Origin of the sequence: Oceanisphaera sediminis, assembly GCF_039539745.1 — a bacterium.
GTDB classification, from domain to species: Bacteria; Pseudomonadota; Gammaproteobacteria; order Enterobacterales; family Aeromonadaceae; genus Oceanimonas; species Oceanimonas sediminis.
Window position 1 is genome coordinate 1 of sequence record NZ_BAABDS010000025.1, and the last position, 18490, is coordinate 18490.

An 18490-nucleotide genomic window follows, 5' to 3' on the forward strand; every position below is an offset into this window, starting at 1 on the left:
GTGTCACCTGTATATCTGATGAGGTGATGATATCACCTCTGAACAGGTGGCCACTTTAAGTGTGCCACTACAGCCTAACCATCGACACAGCATGGGGTCACTTAGCATCTTTGCCCCGAGTAATTTTTGATGCACTTTGACTGGCATATACGCTGCGAGAGCATCACGGATTTCAGCAATTTGGTGAGAGTTTACCGACAACAAAAGCGGACTAAGTACTGACAGCCAGGCAGCGGTTTCAACTTCTTCATCTGATATTTCTTTGGGGGTTAAGCTGACGAGCAAGGTTTTGTGTGGTGGTCGTGACGATGGCCATAATTGTGTCGACCAGAGAGGAGAGTAAAGCTGAAAATGTCGCTTCGATTTTTTGCCTTCGTCTGATTCATCTTCTTTGATCATGACGCCGCGTAGGGGCTCTTTACTCAGTCCGGTTATGATCGGTTGAGGCAGGTCAGACCAACTGATCCACTGCGGGTATTGCATGCACCATTCATACGCTGAACGTGCTGCAGGGTGGAGTTCAACATGGATATTTCGATTAATGAAAACAGCAGCCAGCATAGTGACTCCTGATGTAATTATGAGCTAATGTCAGTGTGCGCGGCGCACTATGTAAGATCAATTACTGATCCTCAAAAAACTCATAATCTGTGACCGTGACCACGTGATAGATCTCAATTGATGCTAAATCTTCTGAACTGGCCGGCCAAGATCAAACCTTTTATATCAAAGGGTTACGTTTAATGTAGAATGGTGTATATTAAGATTATCTGACTGGCACGGCCTGTCACGCCAGGGGTCGCGGGTTCGAGTCCCGTCCACTCCGCCATTATTCAAAAGCCCTGCTCTCACGAGCAGGGCTTTTTTCATTATGGCTCCGTGAACAGTCTGGATGGAGTCGCTCCGCTCCAACCTTCAAACGCGGCGCGTTTGCCACCCCGCCATTAATCTTAAAAACCCCAGCAGAAATGCTGGGGTTTTTTCGTTTTCTCGATTGGTCGACTGAATAATGTATCTGCTGCACTTTTCAGCCTTCTAATACCAATCCCACTAAACAAATGATTTATTCCATTTTTGTATGAAATTCGAACAAAGGGCCCGCTCCCCCGACTCGCCGTGAATCCTCCCTGGAGGCTCAGCCGCGCCATCCGTGGCGCGGATGGTCGGCTGAGCAGATCCCTTTGTCCTCCTTGATGCACCGGCGTTGCCTGTTAGCGCCGTCTACAGACAACTCAATGCTCGATAAGAGGCAACAGAGATCGGCTCCCACGACCGTGAAATGCCATGGACGGCATTTCCGAGCCCTCAGGGGGCGAGCTTGTCTCGCCGTGACGAGCGGTTGCAGCCTGACCGAACATCCAGTAAATGTTCGCAGTAGGCTGCAACGGTGAGTGTCATTTACCAGTGGCGTGTCGTAGGAGGTGACTCTGTTTCCTCTCTTGTCCAGTTTCCAAATAGATCATATTTTTATTCAGGTTGGTATAACCAAATAGATCAGTTATTTAACCTGCTTGGTATGACCTGCATTGTTGTAATCGCGATGAAATATCCGCTTATATTTGCAACCTTCGGTAGTTCGGCTAGCCTTAATGCGCTGTACAAAAGTTGTTCTGTTTTGCTCGTTGTCTGAGGACATTTTCCTCGGTAGCAATGAAAAATAAAGGAGACAATGATGTTAGCGAGAAAGTGCAGATTTCCCTTGCAAAGCGACACTGCTCTTTATGTCAACGTAACCATTAATCCATGCTGTACCATCGAAATTGATATACCGGATAGACGCGAATATATCCGTAGTGAGTTAAAGCTTATTCAATTTGAACTCATCGAACAGGGGATATTGTTAGTCTGTCATGAAAAAGGCAGTGAAAATTCCAGAAATGTTCAGTTGGATCTTTCGCACAGTAACGCACTTAAGCTGTGTGAGATGATTGATGAAGTGCATGCAGAACATGAAGAGCTGATGTCGATTCTATGTTATTGAAAATACTGCATTAGTGATAAAAACAAGGCGAGTCTGGTTGTGTTGTTCCATATAAAAAAATCACTTCAGGGCCTGACCTCATCAGGCCCCTTCATTACTCTCCGGATTTACTCATAACCGTATCCATTGTGACTTTTAAACAGGCAACGCTATGCCGATCCTTGCCTTCCAGCACTGGCCTGATGCGGGCGCAGTTGTCATCTGCCAGCGGACATCGGGTTCGAAACACACAGCCGGATGGCGGCTTGATCGGCGAGGGCAGTTCGCCCTGCAGGATCTGAACCTGCCTGTTGCGTTCATGGTTCGGATCCGGCAGCGGCACCGCGCTCATCAGGGACTGGGTGTAGGGGTGGGCTGGGTGGCCGAACAAAGCCCGGCTCTCTCCCATCTCTACGGGTTTACCCAGATACATCACCAGTACCCGATCGGAGATATGCTTCACCACCGACAGATCGTGGGCGATGAAGATCAAGGATAGTCCCATTTCCTGCTGCAACTCCTGGAGCAGGTTGACTATCTGGGCTTGAATGGAGACGTCCAGCGCCGATACCGGTTCGTCGCAAATCACCAGCCTGGGTTTCAGGATCAGCGCCCGGGCGATGCCGATTCGCTGACACTGGCCACCGGAGAACTCGTGGGGGTAGCGGTTGATCAGGTTGGGCAAGAGGCCGACTCGGGCCATCATGGCCCTGACCTTTTCTGTTATCTCTTCCTTCGGCATTTTCGGGTAGAAGGTGCGCAGCGGCTCGGCGATGATGTCACCGATAGTCATGCGCGGATTGAGCGAGGCCAAGGGATCTTGAAAGATCATCTGGATGTCTTTGCGGGTTTCCCGCCGTTCCTTGTGCTCCACTTTGGTCAAATCACGGCCCAGCCAGAGCACTTCGCCGGCGTTGGCCTGCACCAGGCCTATGATGGCCCGGGCCAGGGTGGATTTGCCACAGCCGGACTCGCCCACTATCCCCAGGGTTTCGCCCTGATAAAGCCGGAAGCTGATGCCGTCCACCGCCTTGAGGGTAGCGGGGGCGGACCAGGGCCAGGCCTGTCTGGGTTTGATATTGAAGTGGACCCTGAGGTTGTTGACTTCCAGCAACAGTTTCTTATCGCTCATGGCTATTGTCCTTATACTGCTCAGGGCTGTTCCAGTGACAAGCGCGGCGGCGACCTTCCCCAAAGGCGATCAGCGGCGGCGATACACTTAGGCAAATGTCGTGCACCCGGTGGCAGCGTTCCTGAAAGGGGCAGCCGGGCGGCATCTTCAGCAGGTTGGGCGGGTTGCCGGCAATGGTCGGCAGCACCTCGCCGTCCGTATCCAGTCTGGGAATCGCTTTCAGCAGTCCTTCGGTATAGGGGTGGCTGGGCCGGTAGAAGATGTCGTCCACAGCGCCGACTTCCATGGCTCTGCCCGCATACATCACCAGCACCTGATCACAGCTGCCGGCCACCACTCCCAGATCGTGGGTGATCAGTATGGTGGCGGTGTTGAACTCCCGCTTCAGCTCGTTGAGCAGGCTCATGATTTGCGCCTGCACCGTCACATCCAGCGCCGTGGTCGGCTCATCGGCGATCAGCAGTTTGGGTCGACACAACAGCGCCATGGCGATCATCACCCGCTGCCGCATGCCGCCGGACAATTCGTGGGGAAACATGCCCATGCGCTGCCGGGCTTCGGGGATCTGCACCGCATCCAGCATCTGCACCGACTGCTCGAAGGCCTGCTGCCTGCTTATTCCCTTGTGCAGCATCAGCACCTCCATCAGCTGGGGGCCGACCTTCATATAAGGATTGAGCGAGGTCATGGGATCCTGAAAGATCATGGCGATCTGCTTGGCGCGAATCTTGTTGAGCGCCGGCTCGGTCAGCGTCAGTATTTCCTGCCCCTCGAACCGAATCGACCCTTGAGTGTGGCCGTTTCTGGCCAGCAAGCCCATGATGGCGAAGGCGGTCTGGCTCTTGCCGGAGCCGGACTCGCCGACGATGCCGAGGGTTTCGCCCGAATTCAGCGAAAAGTCGAGGTCGTTCACGGCCACCACCACCCCGTCCGGCGTGGTGAATTCCACCCGCAGATTCCGGGCTTCCAACAGTCTGGTCATGACGGCTCCTTAACGGTCTTTCGGATCCAGGGCGTCGCGCAGACCGTCCCCCAGAAAGTTGAAGCAGAACAGGGTGGTGACCATGAAGCCGGCCGGAAACAGCAACTGCCAGAGGGCAATTTCCATCGACTTGGAGCCTTCGTCCAGCAGGGCGCCCCAGCTGGTCATCGGCTCCTGCACGCCCAGGCCGAGGAAGCTGAGAAACGACTCGAACAGTATCATGCCCGGCACCAGCAGGGTGGCGTACACCGCCACAATGCCGAGCACATTGGGCACTATATGGCGGCGGATAATGGTGGCTTTGCTTACCCCGCACACCTGTGCCGCTTCGATAAACTCCTTTTGTTTCAGGCTCAGGGTCTGACCGCGTACGATTCGGGCCATGTCGAGCCAGCTGACCGCGCCGATGGCGAAGAAGATCAGCAGAATATTGCGTCCGAAGAAGGTCACCAGCAGGATCACGAAAAACATGAAGGGGAAGGAATAGAGAATTTCCAGAATCCGCATCATCACACGGTCGGTGCGGCCGCCGATGAAGCCGGAGGTAGCGCCGTAGAGGGTGCCGATCACCACCGCCACCAGAGCCCCCATCAGCCCTACCATCAACGAGATGCGTCCGCCTATCAGGGTACGCACGAACAGATCCCGGCCCAGGGAGTCGGTGCCGAAGTAATGGCCGTTTTCAAGGCTCGGGGCCGCCATCATGGCGCCCCAGTCGGTGTCATCAAAGGTGTATGGCGACAGCCAGGGCCCCACCAGCACCAGCAGGGTGATCAACCCCAAAATAACCAGGCTGGCCAGGGCCGCGCGGTTGGCAAAAAAACGGCGGCGGGCATCCATCCACAGGGAGCGGCCTTCCACTTCCGGCTCGCCGGACGCCAGCCGGGCGGACAGCTGCTTCAGCGCCTCGCGCTTTGCTTTGTTGACTACCATGCGTTGCTCCGGTCAGTAACGAATTTTCGGGTCGATAACCGCATAGAGAATATCGACCAGGGCGTTGAAGGCGATGGTGAGGGCGCCGACCAGAATGGTCAGCCCCAGCACCATGGAGTAGTCCCGGTTCAGGGCGCCGTTGACAAATAGCTGGCCGATGCCGGGCAGACCGAAGATGGTCTCGATCACCACGGAGCCGGTGATGATGCCCACGAAGGCCGGCCCCAGGTAGGACACCACCGGCAGCATGGCCGGACGCAACGCATGGCGCAGTATGATATGGCGCAGGGGCAGTCCCTTGGCCCGGGCGGTACGGATGAAGTTGGCGTTCAGAGTTTCTATCATGGAGCCTCGGGTGATACGGGCGATGGCCGAAATATAGTGCATCATCATGGCCACCACCGGCAGGATAAGATACTGGGGCGCGCCGCCGTTCCAGCCGCCGGCAGGCAACCACTTGAGGATGATGGCGAACACCAGCACCAGAATGGGAGCCAGTACGAAGCTCGGGATCACCACCCCGACCATGGCGGTGGACATGGTGAGATAATCAATCCAGCTATTCTGCCTGAGCGCCGCTATTACTCCCAGAGTCACCCCGAACAGTACGGCACCGAAGAAGGCATAGAGGCCGATTTCCGCCGATACCGGCAGCGCCTGGGCCACCAGCTCGTTGACGGAGAAGTCCTTGTACTTGAATGAGGGCCCCAGATTCCCCTGCAGCAGGCTGCCGAGATAGCCGAAATACTGCTCCAGCACCGGCTTGTCCAGCCCGTATTTGGCCTCGATATTGGCCAGCACCTCGGGGGGCAGGCTGCGCTCGGAGCTGAACGGGTTGCCCGGCGCGAAGCGCATCATGAAGAAGGAGATGGTGATCAACACCAGCAGGGTGGGAATGGCTTCCAGCACCCGCCTGACGATAAATTTGAGCATCTTGGTATCTCCCTGGCCCCGGTCGCAAACCGGCCGCCAGCATTGCGCCGATCAAGTGGCGACTATCACCAACATAAGCCGTTAATGCGCCAGAATATACATGTCTCTTGAATAGAGGTTATCCAGCGGGTTGTCGGGGTAACCGCCCACATACTGCTGCACCAGCCGTGCGGTCACATACTGGTAGATGGGCGCTATGGGCATGTCTTCGGCCAGAATTTCTTCCGCCTGAGTATATTTGGCATTGCGAGCCTCCGGCTCGACGATGGCGCGGGAGGCCTTCATCAGGGCGTCAAACTCCGGGTTGGAATACTTGCCGTCGTTATTGCCGTGGGTGGTCAGCAACAGATCCAGCATGGACGAGGCCTCATTGTAGTCGGCAATCCAGCCGGCACGGGAGACATCGAAGTTGCCCTGGGTCTTGGTATCCAGATAGGTTTTCCATTCCTGGTTGACCAGCTCGGCCTCTGCCCCCAGGTGTTTCTTCCACATGGAGGCCACGGCCACGGCCACCTTCTTGTGGTTTTCGCTGGTGTTGTAGAGCAGCTCGAACTTCAGCGGGTTCTGCTTGTTGAAACCCGCCTCGTTCAGCAGCTCACGCGCCCGGTTGTCCCGCTCTTTCTGGGACCAGCCGGCCCACTCGAGTGTTGGTGGGGTGAAGCCGTCGACGATCTCCGGCGTCATGGTGTAACCGGGTTTCTGACCCTGGCCCATCACCAGCCTGGCGATCACGTCGCGGTCGATGGCATAGGACAGCGCCTTGCGCACCCGTACGTCGTCGAAGGGCGGTTTTCGGGTATTGAACTGGTAGTAATAGGTGCCCACATAACCGGTGACCCTGACCTCTTGCGGGTGCTCCTTTTGCAGGCGCTTGAAGTGTTCGATGGGCATTTCATTGGTGAGATCCAGCTCACCGGCCAGAAAACGATTCATGGCCGCGTTCTGGGAGGCGATGGGCAGATAGCTGACCTTGTCGATGACCGTTTTTTCGTTGTTCCAGTAATGAGTGTTGCGTACCAACTCTATTTTTTCGTTCACCACCCAGTCACTCAGGGTATAGGCGCCGTTGGACACCAGATTGCCCGGCCTGGTCCAGTTGTCGCCGTGCTGTTCTATCACCTTGCGGTTGACCGGGTAGGTGGTGGTGTGGGCCAGCATGGTGACAAAGTAGGGGACCGGCTGTTCCAGCCTGATCTCCAGGGTGCGCTCATCCAGCGCCGTCACGCCCAGGGTGGAAGCTTCCTGTTCACCCTTGAGAATGGCGGAGGCATTGATGATGGTGGGAATTTCCAGGTACCAGGAATAGGGCGAGGCGGTTTGGGGAGCGATGGCCCGGCGAAAGCCGTACACAAAGTCCTCGGCGGTAACCGGTTCGCCGTTGGACCACCTGGCGTCGGCCCGCAGATGAAAGACGAAGCGCATGTTGTCGTCGGTTTCCCAGCGCTCGGCGACCCCGGGCAGGGTCTCGCCCCTGGGGCCGGACACCACCAGCCCCTCGAACAGATCGCGCTGAATGTTGGACTCGGGTACCCCTTCGGTCTTGTGCGGATCCAGGGTGGCCGGCTCCGCGCCGTTTCCCTTGACCAGATGCTGCACCTTGGCCAATTGTACGCCGGCGGGTACCTCGGCGGCCCAGCCCGGGCCGGCCAGTAGCGTACCGCTCAGAATCGTCATGGCCAGGGTCGTCTTTTTCCGTGTCATGTCGCTTACTCCATCAAGAACGGTGTTCCAGGGCCACCGTTGTGGTGGAACAGGACAATCCGATTAACAGGGCGAACAGAATATTTGTCGATTAAATCGGTAAAAAACTCAAATAATCAAAGTATTGAAAGCAGATTTCGAGAACTGAAACAGCTGAGACGATAGGCGAGTTGCAACAAAAATACAACAAGCGGGCTCAGATTAGCGGAAGGGGAAAAGGGGTAATACTGGCTACGTCGCCCAGTTTTTTTGGTGCATTTTGCAAGCGATGAAAGCTGAACTAACCTTAGTGGGCTTGATGAAAATATCATCACCTCCGTCGGTTTGTTCCTGACGGGGGTTTGGTTTGTGTGAAACAGGACCGGGATAAGTGAGGATCGAGATGTTAGCCAGAAAGCGCAGCTACACCCTGAAAAGCGGTGATACTCTTCATGCCAATATCATCATTCAACCCTGCGGCACCATAGAGATAGATATACCGGAAAAACACCAGCATATCACCAGCGAACTGGAACGAGTTCACTTTAAACTCAGCGGCGAGGATGTGCTGTTGGTCTGCAATGAAAAAGGCTGCAGCTCTATCGATGATATTTGTCTGCATCTGTCACGCAGAGACGCATTTGATCTTAATGCGGTGATCGATGATGTGATCAAGGAATACGAAGAGCTGATGTCGGATCTGTAACGCTGCTGGAATACGGTAGATGACGTGAAGGCCCCCGCGCTGGCAGGGGCCTTGATGTTTCAGGCCACGCAATCCACGAAGTAGCGGGTTTCACCCTGCACTTCTTCGGCGACCAGGCCGTGAATATAGGTTTCAAAGCCGGGGAAGCGGCTGTTGAATTCACGGGCAAATTTCAGATAGCTTATGATGGTCTCGTTGAACACCTCACCGGGGATCAGCAGCGGAATACCTGGCGGGTAGGGGGCAACCATCACCGCAGTGGTACGACCGGCCAGTTCGTCCAGCGGCACCCGTTCCATTTGCTTGTGCGCCATCTTGGCGAAGGCATCGGCGGGCTTCATCGCCGGAACCAGATCCGACAGATACATTTCGGTGGTCAGTCTGGCGACGTCGTTTTCCTTGTATATCTGATGGATCTGATCGCACAAATCACGCAGGCCCACCCGCTCGTAGCTGGGGTGGCTCTGAATGAACTTGGGCAAGACTTTCCACAAGGGCACGTTATTGTCGTAATCGTCCTTGAACTGCTGTAGCTCGGTGACCATGCTGTTCCAGCGGCCCTTGGTGATGCCGATGGTGAACATGATGAAGAACGAATAGAGACCGGTCTTCTCGATCACGATACCGTGTTCGGCCAGGTACTTGGTGACCACCACGGCGGGCATGCCGCTGTCGGAGAATTCGCCCTGCATGTTCAGACCCGGCGTCAGTATGGTTGCCTTGATGGGGTCGAGCAGGTTGAAGCCCGGCTCTACCTCGCCAAAGCCGTGCCAGTCTTCGCCGGGATGCAACATCCAGGCATCGCGATCATCCAGGCCGTCATCGGTCAGATCGTCCGGTCCCCAGACTTCAAACCACCAGTCGCTGCCATATTCATCGCCCACCTTGCGCATGGCGCGTCTGAATTCCAGTGCTTCTGCCAGCGACTCTTCCACCAGAGCGGTACCACCTGGCTCTTCCATCATGGCCGCCGCCACGTCGCAGGAGGCGATAATGGCGTACTGCGGGCTGGTGGAGGTATGCATCAGATAGGCTTCGTTGAACACGTCGCGGTCGAGACGATTGCCCTCGCCATCCTGTATCAGGATCTGTGATGCCTGCGACAGGCCGGCCAGCATCTTGTGGGTCGACTGAGTGGCAAACACCATGGAGTCCTGGCAGCGGGGCCGGCCTTCGCCGATGGCATGATAGTCGCCGTAGAAATCGTGAAAGGCGGCGTGGGGCAGCCAGGCCTCGTCGAAGTGCAGGGTTTCTATTTCTCCGTCGAGCAGGTGCTTGATCTCTTCCACGTTATAGAGAATGCCGTCGTAGGTGGACTGGGTAATGGTCAGCACCCGCGGCTTGAGATCCGGGTTCCTGGCCAGCAGCTCGCGGCAGAAGGGGTTGGCTTCCATCTTTTCACGAATGCGGGCCGGCTCGAACTCGCTGCGCGGAATGGGGCCGATAATGCCGTAGTGGTTACGGGTCGGCATCAGGAATACCGGCACGGCGCCGGTCATCATGATGGCGTGCAGTATCGACTTGTGGCAGTTGCGGTCGACCACCACTATGTCGCCGGGGGCCACGGTGGAGTGCCAGACTATCTTGTTGGAGGTGGAGGTGCCGTTGGTCACGAAAAACAGGTGATCGGCGTTGAATATGCGGGCGGCATTGCGCTCACTGGCCGCCACCGGGCCGGTATGGTCGAGCAACTGGCCCAGTTCGTCGACCGAGTTGCAGACATCGGCCCGCAGCATGTTTTCGCCGAAAAACTGGTGGAACATCTGACCGACCGGGGACTTCAAAAAGGCGACGCCGCCGGAGTGACCGGGGCAGTGCCAGGAATAGGAGCCGTCCTGGGCATAATGGGTCAGGGCGCGGAAGAAGGGCGGCGCCAGGGTGTCCAGATAGCCCTTGGCTTCGCGGATGATATGCCGGGCCACGAAGTCGGGGGTATCTTCATGCATGTGAATGAAACCATGCAGTTCACGCAGTATGGCATTGGGAATATGACGGGCGGTGCGGGTCTCGCCGTACAGGTAAATGGGAATATCCGGGTTGCGATGGCGGATCTGCTCCACGAAGCGGCGCAACTGCTCCAGTACCGAGTGGGCTTCTTCATGGCTGCCGGCCAGTTCTTCATCATCGATGGACAACACGAAGCCGGCGGCGCGGCTCTGCTGCTGGGCGAACGAGGTCAGGTCACCGTAACTGGTGTAACCCACCACATCCATACCGGCCTTCTCGATGGCGGCGGCCAGTTCGCGAATGCCCGAGCCGCTGGTGTTCTCGGAGCGAAAGTCTTCATCGATAATGATGATGGGGAAATAAAAGCGCATCGGGTTTCCTTGAGTTTCCGGTAAAGATGCTCGATAGCCGAGCCCGTCCGGAGGCTATTCTACTGCTTAGTGTCGGGTGAAAAAATGGTTATGCACATAAGATGATTAAAAATGACTGAAGAGCGGGATAAATTCGTGTTGGCTGGCAATGTTGCCGAACTGCAGGCACTATTCGACACCCATACCACGCGGATAATAACGGACTTTTATGTCACTCATGGGCAAAGCGAGTATCTGGCTGATGGCTGCCGTATTACTGACCGGCTGCGCGACATCGCCACCACGTAATCCGGAAAATATCTGCGCCATTTTCGAGCAGCACGACAGCTGGTACGAGGCGGCCACCGATACGCGGGAAAAATGGGGCGCGCCGGTACACGTCACCATGGCGATGATGTATCAGGAAAGCAGCTTCATACACGATGCCCGGCCACCGATGCGTTATTTTCTGTTCATTCCCTACGGTCGGGCTTCCAGTGCCTACGGCTATGCCCAGGCCAAGGACGAGACCTGGGCCGATTATCAGCGCGAAAGCGGCAACGGCTGGTCGAGCCGGGACGACTTCGACGATGCCATGGACTTCATGGGCTGGTACATGAGCAAAACCAGTAAAATCAACGGCGTGTCGAAGTGGGACGCCTATCGGCAGTACCTGAACTATCACGAAGGCTGGGGGGGCTACCGTCGCGGTAGCCACCAACGCAAAGGCTGGCTGCTCAAGACCTCGCGCAAGGTCGAGGCTCGCGCCAAACGCTACGCGAGCCAGTACTGGCAGTGCAAAGACAGCTTAAACAGCGGCTGGTTTGGCTGAAGCGGCCTGGGCCAGGTAGCGGGCCATTTCCGGCTCCGGCACCATGCCACCACCGGTTGCCCACACCAGGTGATGAGCCCGTGCCAGTCGTGCCGGGGTGAGCCCCAGCCGCTTTCGATAGCCCTGGGTTTCTTGCAACACTCGAACAGGACCAGCCATACCGGCCAGGGCAGACGGCTCCAGACGAATATTTTCCTGCTCGTTCAGTAACCCCAGCAATTCCAGCATGTCTGCATCGCTCAGGGTATAGAAACCGTCGAGCATGGGGGCCATGGTGCGGCCGACGAAGCCGGAGGCACGGCCCACCGCCAGGCCATCGGCCGCGGTGATATTATCGATGCCGAGATCCTGCACCGAAATATGATCGTGCAGGCCGGTATAAACTCCCAGCAACATACAGGGCGAGTGCGTCGGCTCGGCAAAGATACAGTGTACCGCATCACCAAAGGCCAGCTTCAGGCCAAAGGCCACGCCGCCGGGGCCGCCGCCCACGCCGCAGGGCAGATAGACGAACAGCGGATGCTCTTTATCGACCTTGATATGTTGTTGTTCCAGCTGCACCTTGAGCCGCTCGCCGGCCACGGCATAGCCCAGAAACAGCTGTACCGAATTTTCATCGTCCACAAAGTGGCAATTCGGATCCTGTTCGGCCTGCGCCCGGCCCTGAGCCACCGCCACCGAGTAGTCACTCTGGTATTCCATCACGGTTACGCCGTGGCTGCGTAGCATGTCTTTCTTCCACTGACGGGCATCGGCCGACATGTGCACGCTGGCCTTGAAGCCCAGTTTGGCGCTGATGATGCCGATAGACAGCCCCAGGTTGCCGGTGGAGCCGACGGCGACGCTGTACTGGCCGAAAAACTCGCGAAACTGCTCGCTGTGTAGTCGGGCATAGTCGTCGTCCAGATGCAGCAGGCCGGCTTTCAGTGCCAGTTTTTCCGCGTGTTGCAGCACCTCGTAAATGCCGCCTCGCGCCTTGATGGAGCCGGAAATGGGCAACTGGCTGTCCAGTTTCAGCAGCAGGGTGCCGTCGATGGGCTGGTCATAGCGTGCGGCCAGCGCCTGTTGCATGGCCGGTATGGCCTGCAGCGGTGATTCCAGCAGGCCGTTGCTGGTTTTGGTTTCGGGAAAGGCGGCGCAGAAGTAGCGGGCAAAGCGGGTCAGTCGCTGGCTGGCATCGGCCACATCACCACTGGTCAGGCCCACGGCGGGTAATGCCTGCTCGACCGGCTTTCGTTCCGGATTGAACCAGTTGCTTGGTTGCAGCGCGATCAGCGAGTCGACCAGCGGATGAGTCTGGCAGAGGTTGGCGATGGCTTCTCTGGAGTAGTGGGGATGTAAGTGCATGGCATCGAGTCCTGAAAGTTGGCTCGGGCCAGTATATCAGCCGGGGCCGGTATGACTAATACCGGCCCCGGTGATAAAGATCACTGTTTGGCGAAGTACTCTTTGGTCAGGCGGAACACCACCGGGCTCAGCAGCGCCAGCGCAATCAGGTTGGGAATGGCCATCATGGCGTTCAGGGTATCGGCCATCAGCCAGATAAATTCCAGCGACTGGGTGGCACCGATGGGCAGCGCCAGTACCCAGGCGATACGGAACGGCACAATCGCCTTGACGCCAAACAGAAACTGTACGCATTTTTCGCCATAGAAGCTCCAGCCGAGGATGGTGGTAAAGGCGAAAATGGCCAGCGCGATGGCAACGATATAATCCCCACCGGGAATGGCGGTCGAGAACGCCAGGGTGGTCAGTGAAGCCCCGGCTTCGCCGCTGGTCCAGCTGCCGGTGACGATGATGGCCAGGCCGGTAATGGAGCAGACCACTATGGTATCGATAAAGGTACCCAGCATGGCGATCAGGCCCTGGCGCACCGGGTTATCGGTTTTGGCGGCGGCATGAGCGATGGGCGCACTACCCAGACCGGCCTCGTTGGAAAAGACCCCGCGCGCCACACCAAAACGAATGGCCATCCATACCGCAGCGCCGGCAAAGCCACCCTGAGCGGCGATGGGGCTGAAGGCATGTTCGATGATCAGGCCGAAGGCGGCAGGAATCGCCTCAAGGTTGATGGCCAGCACCACCAGACCGGCGGTGAAGTAGGCGATGGTCATTGCCGGCACCAGCTTGCCGGCCACTTCCGAGATCCAGCGAATACCACCAATCAGCACGGCGCCTACCAGCACCATCAGCACCACACCGGTGGTGACATGCGAAATGCCGAAGGAGGAGTCGAGCGCATCGGCCACCGAATTGGCCTGCACCGTATTACCGATGCCGAAGCCGGCAAAACCGCCAAAAATGGCGAAGGCGACCCCCAGCCAGGCCCACTTGGCGCCGAGGCCATTCTTGATGTAGTACATGGGGCCGCCGACGTGGTTGCCGAGCTTGTCGGTTTCCCGATACTTGACCGCACACACCGCCTCGGCGTACTTGGTCGCCATGCCCACCAGGGCGGTCATCCACATCCAGAACAGGGCGCCGGGGCCGCCGAAGAAGATGGCGGTGGCCACCCCGGCGATGTTACCGGTGCCGATGGTGGCAGAGAGCGCCGTCATCAGTGCGTTGAAAGGCGAGATTTCACCGCTGCCGGCTTCCACTTTTGAAAACAGCAGCTTGAAGCCGGTACCCAGTTTGCGAATGGGCATCAGGCCGAGCCCCAGCTGAAGGTAGAGGCCGAGGCCCAGAATACCTACCAGCATGGGCACACCCCAGACGATGCCGTTGATTGATGTCAGTAATTCGGTAAGCAGTTCCATCTGCGTGGCTCCTCGCGTAAATAATATTGAATCAACAGAACGTTACCGTACTAGACTAGCGCTGTTTTCGATAAATGAATAATGATTTTATGTTTCGGATGAAACCATGAAAAAATGACGCAGCAGCAGGCGACCTTGCTGTGTCGCCGCCTTTTGTCCTGCCAGCCCCTGTTGCCGTGCCACCGCGGCAGGCGTTGCACCGGGTGCCAGCAGCGAATGGAGCAGCTGTTGCTGGCGCCGGGACAGGGCAACAAGCGGTGTGTTCGCCTGTATGAAACGGGCAAGGGCCGCTTGATCGCATAACAGATCCCGGTGGTGAAAGGCGAAATCATGGGCAATATCCCGATCCCGCCCGGCGCTCAAGACCGGAGGCAGTTGTTTCAGGCGCTGCCACCAGTCGTCGGGCAAGTCCTGCAGCAGCCCCCGGCGGTAAAACATCAGATCGGCACTGAACTGACCTCGCCACAGCGGCAACAGCTGTTGTGCTTTGGCAGAACGAGGCCACAGCATCATGGCCGCGTGCAGCCCGCTCACGCCATCGGTGCCGAGGCCGATACGCACCGCTCCGAAGCCGTTATTCTGCCAGAAGTCCAGCAACTCGGTGCTGGCGCCGAAGCTGGCCCCGAGAAAGTCGTACTCCTGCTGCCGAGAGTCCCGCTGTGGCACCCGTTGCAGCCAGTGCAGCAACCGGGAGCCAATGCCCTGCTGCTGGCAATGGGGATGCACCACAATGCGCATCACCCGCTGATAGCTGAACTGGCAGGCTTCTTTGATACCGCCATGAAAGGCCAGCGACTGGGGCAACAGATGGCCGCGGGGGCGGCGCCGGCCGCGCCAGATAGCCTGTTCGAGTTCCGCCGGCAGCGATCCTTCCCGAATCAGCAGGGCGGCGGCAACCGGTATAGTGGCGCGAAAGGCGACCACCAAACTTAGCCCGGGGGCATCCAGCAGGTGGCGCAAATCACTGGGGCGGGTCTGATAGTGAGCCAGGGTCAGCAGGCCAAACAGTTGTTGCAACAGCCGGTCATCGTCCAGCAACTGCCGGCGGCTGACCCAGGCGATATGCAATTCGCCTTCCCGAGGCGGCGTGAGCGGATCCGCATCGAGCGCCAGCAGCCGGAAGATCAGTGGCTCCAGCGGATCCTGCGAACTCCAACGCGCCGGCATATCCAGATGTACCTTCTGCCAGTTTGGCGCCAGTGCGGTCAGAGCCGGCTGAAACTTCAGCTGAAAGCCCAGACCGGTTCCTTCGTAGCCGTGCTCTGTGCTGGCGAAAATACAGCAATAGCGCCGAGCCAGCGTCAGCAGCATGGGCACCGGAATGGCGGCGGCCTCGTCGATCAGTAGTATGTCGGCGTCTGGATGTTGTGCCAGCAGGGCGTCAGGCGCAATAAAGTTCAGTGGTCGATCACAGTGCGCCAGCGCCTGGGCGGCGGCTCCCGGATGGGGGGCGGTCAGCAGCACCCGATAACCGGCGCCAAGCAAACGGTCGGCCGCCAGCCCGAGCAGGCTGGACTTGCCCCGGCCCCGGTCGGCGGTCAGCACCAATGGCTGGCGGCGACGGGCCGCGTGCAGCATCATCGTTAGCGCCCGGCGTTGCTGCGGGTTCAGGCAGCCCCGGCGGTCGCGCTGGCGCTGCCAGGGAACTGGCGATAACGCGGGCAACGCCGGAAAGACGCCACCTTGCTGCCAGAGCAGTACCGAGGGGTCTTGTTGCAGCAGGCTGGCGAAGCGATGCAAAAACCGGCTGTGAAGCCCGGCCGCCTGTTCCGGCTGGGCCACGTAGCGCACCAGATCGGGGTCCGCATAGGCCGGCCATTCATTCAGCGGTGGGCACAGCAGCAGCACCAGGCCACCGGCCATGACGGTCCCGAGTGTGGCGCCGAAGGCATCCGGATGCAGGCCGGAATAGGCGTTGAACACCAGGTGATGGTATTCCCGGCCTAGTGCGTTCTGAAACTTGCCGGTGGCACAGAACGCCTGGCCTGCAGGCGCCTGGCCCAGCCAGAGGCCATTGCCGTCGGCATCGTTGACCAACATGCGGGCCTGACTCATGCACCAGGCCTCGCTGCCACTCAGTACCAGCAGCCGGCGTTCGCCGCTGTGGCGCAACTGCCGGCGCCAGTGCGCCCATTCAGTCAAAGATGCGTTCACCGTTTTCGTCGATCACTCGTTTGGCTTTGGCGACCATCAGTTCGGCAGCCTGCTCGGCCGACGGCAGCAGATCCGAGCGGATCAGCCGGTATTCCTGCCGCTCCCCGTCCTTGAGTCGGGTGATGCGACCGTGCAGCCGGTACTGGCCGCCTTCGGCCATGGGCTCGGGGTAAATGTCGAAGCCCTGATAAGATTCGGGCTCATAAGCGGGAGTGACGGCAGGGGCGTTTGGCGAGAGCCATTTTTTCAGCCAGTTGAACATGGTGATGAGCTTTCCTGTAACGATGAATCACGTTGCCAATAAAAAAGGCGCCGCGGTGGCGCCTTGTAACCGCAGCAGAGTTATTTTTTGACGCGCATGATCACGTCTTCGGCCTGGGTCACGGCGCCGCTGTGCTTGCTGACCTCCTTGACCTCATCCATGTTGGAAATGACCACCGGCGTCAGGGTGGATTTGGCCTTGGCTTCCAGCAGCGCCAGATCGAACTCGATGATGGTGTCGCCTTTCTTCACCTGCTGGCCTTCCTGGGCGATGCGGGTAAAGCCTTCGCCCCTGAGCTCGACGGTGTCGATGCCGAAGTGAACAAAGAGCTCGAGACCGGAGTCCGATTCAATAGAGAAGGCGTGATTGGTTTCGAATATCTTGCCGATGGTGCCGTCGCAGGGGGCGACCATCTTGTTGCCGCTGGGTTTTATCGCAATGCCGTCACCCACTATTTTTTCGGCGAACACCACATCAGGTACTTCTTCGATAGGGACAAGTTCACCGGAAAGGGGGGCGAAGATGTCGATACCACTGGTTTCACCGGCATCGTCGGACACCATTCTCTTCAGTTTATCGAACAGACCCATAATATCAGCTCCTGGCATTATTTAATGATGATGATAACAGACAGACTTTCTCAAGCGAAAGCAGGCAAATCGATCCGAAAAAATTAAGCTTGGGCAAAGACTTCCATCATTGTAGGGGCTGAGGCGCCAATGTACATGGGGAGTGTGAGGCTGGAGCTCAATAATCGCTGCGTGACGGAAGTGTTACTGCGCGCCGCATTTGCAAACGGCATTCCCGCGAGCGGAAATGCCGTTTGCTTATTGCCGTCGAGACCGGCCACCAGACGGGGTGTCAGTGGCCGGTGACGTATTTGATCAGGCTTTCAGTTCCTGTTCGGTGAAGATGCCCTGAAACAGGGCGGTGCTGAGGTAGCGCTCACCGGAGCTGGGCAATATCACCACTATGGTCTTGTCGGCAAACTCGGGCAGTTCGGCCAGACGACAGGCGGCGACCACGGCGGCACCCGAGCTGATGCCGGCCAGAATACCTTCATCCTTCATCAGGCGACGGCCCATCTCGATGGCATCTTCGCTGGAAACCTGCTCGACCCGGTCGATCAGAGACAGGTCCAGGTTACCGGGAATAAAGCCGGCGCCGATGCCCTGAATCTTGTGCGGGCCGGGCTTGAGTTCTTCACCGGCCAGGGCCTGGGTGATCACCGGAGACTCGACCGGCTCGACGGCAACCGAGGTAATGGCCTTGCCCTTGGTGTGCTTGAGATAACGGGACACACCGGTCAGGGTACCACCGGTGCCCACGCCGGCCACGAACACATCGATGTTGCCATCGGTGTCTTCCCACAGCTCGGGGCCGGTGGTTGTTTCGTGAATTTCGGGGTTGGCCGGGTTGTTGAACTGCTGCAGCAGCACGAATTTGTCCGGCGCCGTTTCTTTCAGCTCCATGGCTTTTTCGATGGCGCCCTTCATGCCCTTGGCGCCGTCGGTCAGTACCAGATTGGCGCCCAGCGCTTTCAGCAACTGACGGCGTTCCATGCTCATGGTATTGGGCATGGTCAGGGTAATGGCGTAGCCACGAGAGGCTGCCACAAAGGCCAGCGCAATACCGGTATTACCGCTGGTCGGTTCAATCAGTTCTTTTCCCGGTACCAGTTCGCCGCGTTTTTCGGCATCCCAGATCATGTTGGCGCCGATACGGCACTTGACGCTGAAGCTGGGGTTACGGCTCTCTATCTTTACCAGCACCCGTCCCTTGGTGACTCGATTCAGTTTAACCAGAGGAGTGTGGCCAATGGTCAGTGAGTTATCTTCAAAAATTTTGCTCATCGTGGCT

17 protein-coding genes are annotated in these 18490 nt (G+C 57.8%); 4 read left to right on the top strand and 13 right to left on the bottom strand.

The genetic code is table 11. The features are described from left to right. Positions 1–3: 3 nt before the first annotated feature. Complete coding sequence (locus tag ABD827_RS07810) at positions 4–561, bottom strand: hypothetical protein (RefSeq protein WP_344963857.1); 558 nt, start codon at positions 559–561, stop codon at positions 4–6. 1108 nt (positions 562–1669) lie between these two features. On the opposite strand from ABD827_RS07810, the gene ABD827_RS07815 reads away from it, so the two are divergent. After that, positions 1670–1981 (top strand): hypothetical protein, encoded by a 312-nt coding sequence (locus tag ABD827_RS07815; RefSeq protein ID WP_344963859.1) that lies wholly within the window; start codon positions 1670–1672, stop codon positions 1979–1981. 94 nt (positions 1982–2075) lie between these two features. On the opposite strand, the gene oppF is transcribed toward ABD827_RS07815, so the two are convergent. The 5 genes from oppF to ABD827_RS07840 form a co-directional block, all read right to left on the bottom strand. After that, the gene (gene oppF / locus ABD827_RS07820) at positions 2076–3092 is read right to left on the bottom strand and encodes a murein tripeptide/oligopeptide ABC transporter ATP binding protein OppF (RefSeq protein WP_344963861.1); all 1017 of its coding nucleotides are present in this window, start codon (positions 3090–3092) and stop codon (positions 2076–2078) included. After that, the gene (gene oppD / locus ABD827_RS07825; protein ID WP_344963864.1) at positions 3082–4074 is read right to left on the bottom strand and encodes an oligopeptide ABC transporter ATP-binding protein OppD; all 993 of its coding nucleotides are present in this window, start codon (positions 4072–4074) and stop codon (positions 3082–3084) included. Before oppD ends, oppF begins: the two co-directional genes overlap by 11 nt. Before the next feature lie 9 nt (positions 4075–4083). Further along, a complete protein-coding gene (gene oppC / locus ABD827_RS07830) occupies positions 4084–5007 on the bottom strand; it encodes an oligopeptide ABC transporter permease OppC (RefSeq protein ID WP_344963866.1) in 924 nt (307 codons plus the stop codon). A 12-nt stretch (positions 5008–5019) separates the two neighbouring features. Beyond that, positions 5020–5940, bottom strand: a complete 921-nt coding sequence (gene oppB / locus ABD827_RS07835; RefSeq protein ID WP_344963868.1) for an oligopeptide ABC transporter permease OppB — start codon at positions 5938–5940, stop codon at positions 5020–5022. 81 nt (positions 5941–6021) lie between these two features. Beyond that, complete coding sequence (locus ABD827_RS07840; RefSeq protein WP_344963870.1) at positions 6022–7641, bottom strand: ABC transporter substrate-binding protein; 1620 nt, start codon at positions 7639–7641, stop codon at positions 6022–6024. Positions 7642–8023: 382 nt separating this feature from the next. Here ABD827_RS07840 and ABD827_RS07845 point away from each other — a divergent pair, with 382 nt between their 5' ends. Then, positions 8024–8326 carry a hypothetical protein gene (locus ABD827_RS07845; RefSeq protein ID WP_204794265.1) on the top strand — a complete coding sequence of 101 codons (303 nt, stop codon included), beginning with the start codon at positions 8024–8026 and terminating at the stop codon, positions 8324–8326. Positions 8327–8385: 59 nt separating this feature from the next. Here the strand turns inward: ABD827_RS07845 and ABD827_RS07850 are convergent, their stop codons facing one another. Beyond that, complete coding sequence (locus ABD827_RS07850; protein WP_344963874.1) at positions 8386–10644, bottom strand: Orn/Lys/Arg family decarboxylase; 2259 nt, start codon at positions 10642–10644, stop codon at positions 8386–8388. 111 nt (positions 10645–10755) lie between these two features. On the opposite strand from ABD827_RS07850, the gene ABD827_RS07855 reads away from it, so the two are divergent. Both ABD827_RS07855 and ABD827_RS07860 read left to right on the top strand, forming a co-directional pair. Then, the gene (locus ABD827_RS07855) at positions 10756–10932 is read left to right on the top strand and encodes a hypothetical protein (RefSeq protein WP_344963876.1); all 177 of its coding nucleotides are present in this window, start codon (positions 10756–10758) and stop codon (positions 10930–10932) included. Continuing rightward, positions 10886–11455 carry a transglycosylase SLT domain-containing protein gene (locus ABD827_RS07860; protein ID WP_298723536.1) on the top strand — a complete coding sequence of 190 codons (570 nt, stop codon included), beginning with the start codon at positions 10886–10888 and terminating at the stop codon, positions 11453–11455. The genes ABD827_RS07855 and ABD827_RS07860 overlap by 47 nt, the downstream gene beginning before the upstream one ends. Here ABD827_RS07860 and dsdA read toward each other — a convergent pair. From dsdA to cysK, 6 genes are all read right to left on the bottom strand, one after another. Further along, positions 11432–12802, bottom strand: coding sequence for a D-serine ammonia-lyase (gene dsdA, locus ABD827_RS07865; RefSeq protein ID WP_344963878.1), 1371 nt, complete (start codon positions 12800–12802; stop codon positions 11432–11434). The genes ABD827_RS07860 and dsdA overlap by 24 nt on opposite strands. 80 nt (positions 12803–12882) lie before the next feature. Further along, positions 12883–14214, bottom strand: coding sequence for an alanine/glycine:cation symporter family protein (locus ABD827_RS07870; protein ID WP_298723531.1), 1332 nt, complete (start codon positions 14212–14214; stop codon positions 12883–12885). Positions 14215–14301: 87 nt separating this feature from the next. Next, complete coding sequence (locus tag ABD827_RS07875; RefSeq protein WP_344963881.1) at positions 14302–16356, bottom strand: tRNA(Met) cytidine acetyltransferase TmcA; 2055 nt, start codon at positions 16354–16356, stop codon at positions 14302–14304. Further along, positions 16349–16630: an HlyU family transcriptional regulator gene (locus ABD827_RS07880; RefSeq protein ID WP_344963883.1), complete on the bottom strand. Its 282-nt coding sequence runs from the start codon at positions 16628–16630 to the stop codon at positions 16349–16351. The genes ABD827_RS07875 and ABD827_RS07880 overlap by 8 nt, the downstream gene beginning before the upstream one ends. Positions 16631–16710: 80 nt before the next feature. Beyond that, entirely contained in the window at positions 16711–17220 is a 510-nt protein-coding gene (gene crr, locus ABD827_RS07885) for a PTS glucose transporter subunit IIA (protein WP_298723520.1), read from the bottom strand. Positions 17221–17514: 294 nt separating this feature from the next. Further along, positions 17515–18483, bottom strand: coding sequence for a cysteine synthase A (cysK, locus tag ABD827_RS07890; RefSeq protein WP_298723515.1), 969 nt, complete (start codon positions 18481–18483; stop codon positions 17515–17517). Between the last annotated feature and the right edge of the window lie 7 nt (positions 18484–18490).

Coding starts and splice junctions, on each gene's coding strand:
- ABD827_RS07845 (WP_204794265.1), top strand. CDS start 8,024: ATGTTAGCCAGAAAGCGCAGCTACACCCTGAAAAGCGGTGATACTCTT.
- ABD827_RS07880 (WP_344963883.1), bottom strand. CDS start 16,630: ATGTTCAACTGGCTGAAAAAATGGCTCTCGCCAAACGCCCCTGCCGTC.
- dsdA (WP_344963878.1), bottom strand. CDS start 12,802: ATGCACTTACATCCCCACTACTCCAGAGAAGCCATCGCCAACCTCTGC.
- crr (WP_298723520.1), bottom strand. CDS start 17,220: ATGGGTCTGTTCGATAAACTGAAGAGAATGGTGTCCGACGATGCCGGT.
- ABD827_RS07810 (WP_344963857.1), bottom strand. CDS start 561: ATGCTGGCTGCTGTTTTCATTAATCGAAATATCCATGTTGAACTCCAC.
- ABD827_RS07850 (WP_344963874.1), bottom strand. CDS start 10,644: ATGCGCTTTTATTTCCCCATCATCATTATCGATGAAGACTTTCGCTCC.
- oppC (WP_344963866.1), bottom strand. CDS start 5,007: ATGGTAGTCAACAAAGCAAAGCGCGAGGCGCTGAAGCAGCTGTCCGCC.
- ABD827_RS07860 (WP_298723536.1), top strand. CDS start 10,886: ATGGCTGCCGTATTACTGACCGGCTGCGCGACATCGCCACCACGTAAT.
- ABD827_RS07870 (WP_298723531.1), bottom strand. CDS start 14,214: ATGGAACTGCTTACCGAATTACTGACATCAATCAACGGCATCGTCTGG.
- oppF (WP_344963861.1), bottom strand. CDS start 3,092: ATGAGCGATAAGAAACTGTTGCTGGAAGTCAACAACCTCAGGGTCCAC.
- oppB (WP_344963868.1), bottom strand. CDS start 5,940: ATGCTCAAATTTATCGTCAGGCGGGTGCTGGAAGCCATTCCCACCCTG.
- oppD (WP_344963864.1), bottom strand. CDS start 4,074: ATGACCAGACTGTTGGAAGCCCGGAATCTGCGGGTGGAATTCACCACG.
- ABD827_RS07855 (WP_344963876.1), top strand. CDS start 10,756: ATGACTGAAGAGCGGGATAAATTCGTGTTGGCTGGCAATGTTGCCGAA.
- ABD827_RS07815 (WP_344963859.1), top strand. CDS start 1,670: ATGATGTTAGCGAGAAAGTGCAGATTTCCCTTGCAAAGCGACACTGCT.
- ABD827_RS07840 (WP_344963870.1), bottom strand. CDS start 7,641: ATGACACGGAAAAAGACGACCCTGGCCATGACGATTCTGAGCGGTACG.
- cysK (WP_298723515.1), bottom strand. CDS start 18,483: ATGAGCAAAATTTTTGAAGATAACTCACTGACCATTGGCCACACTCCT.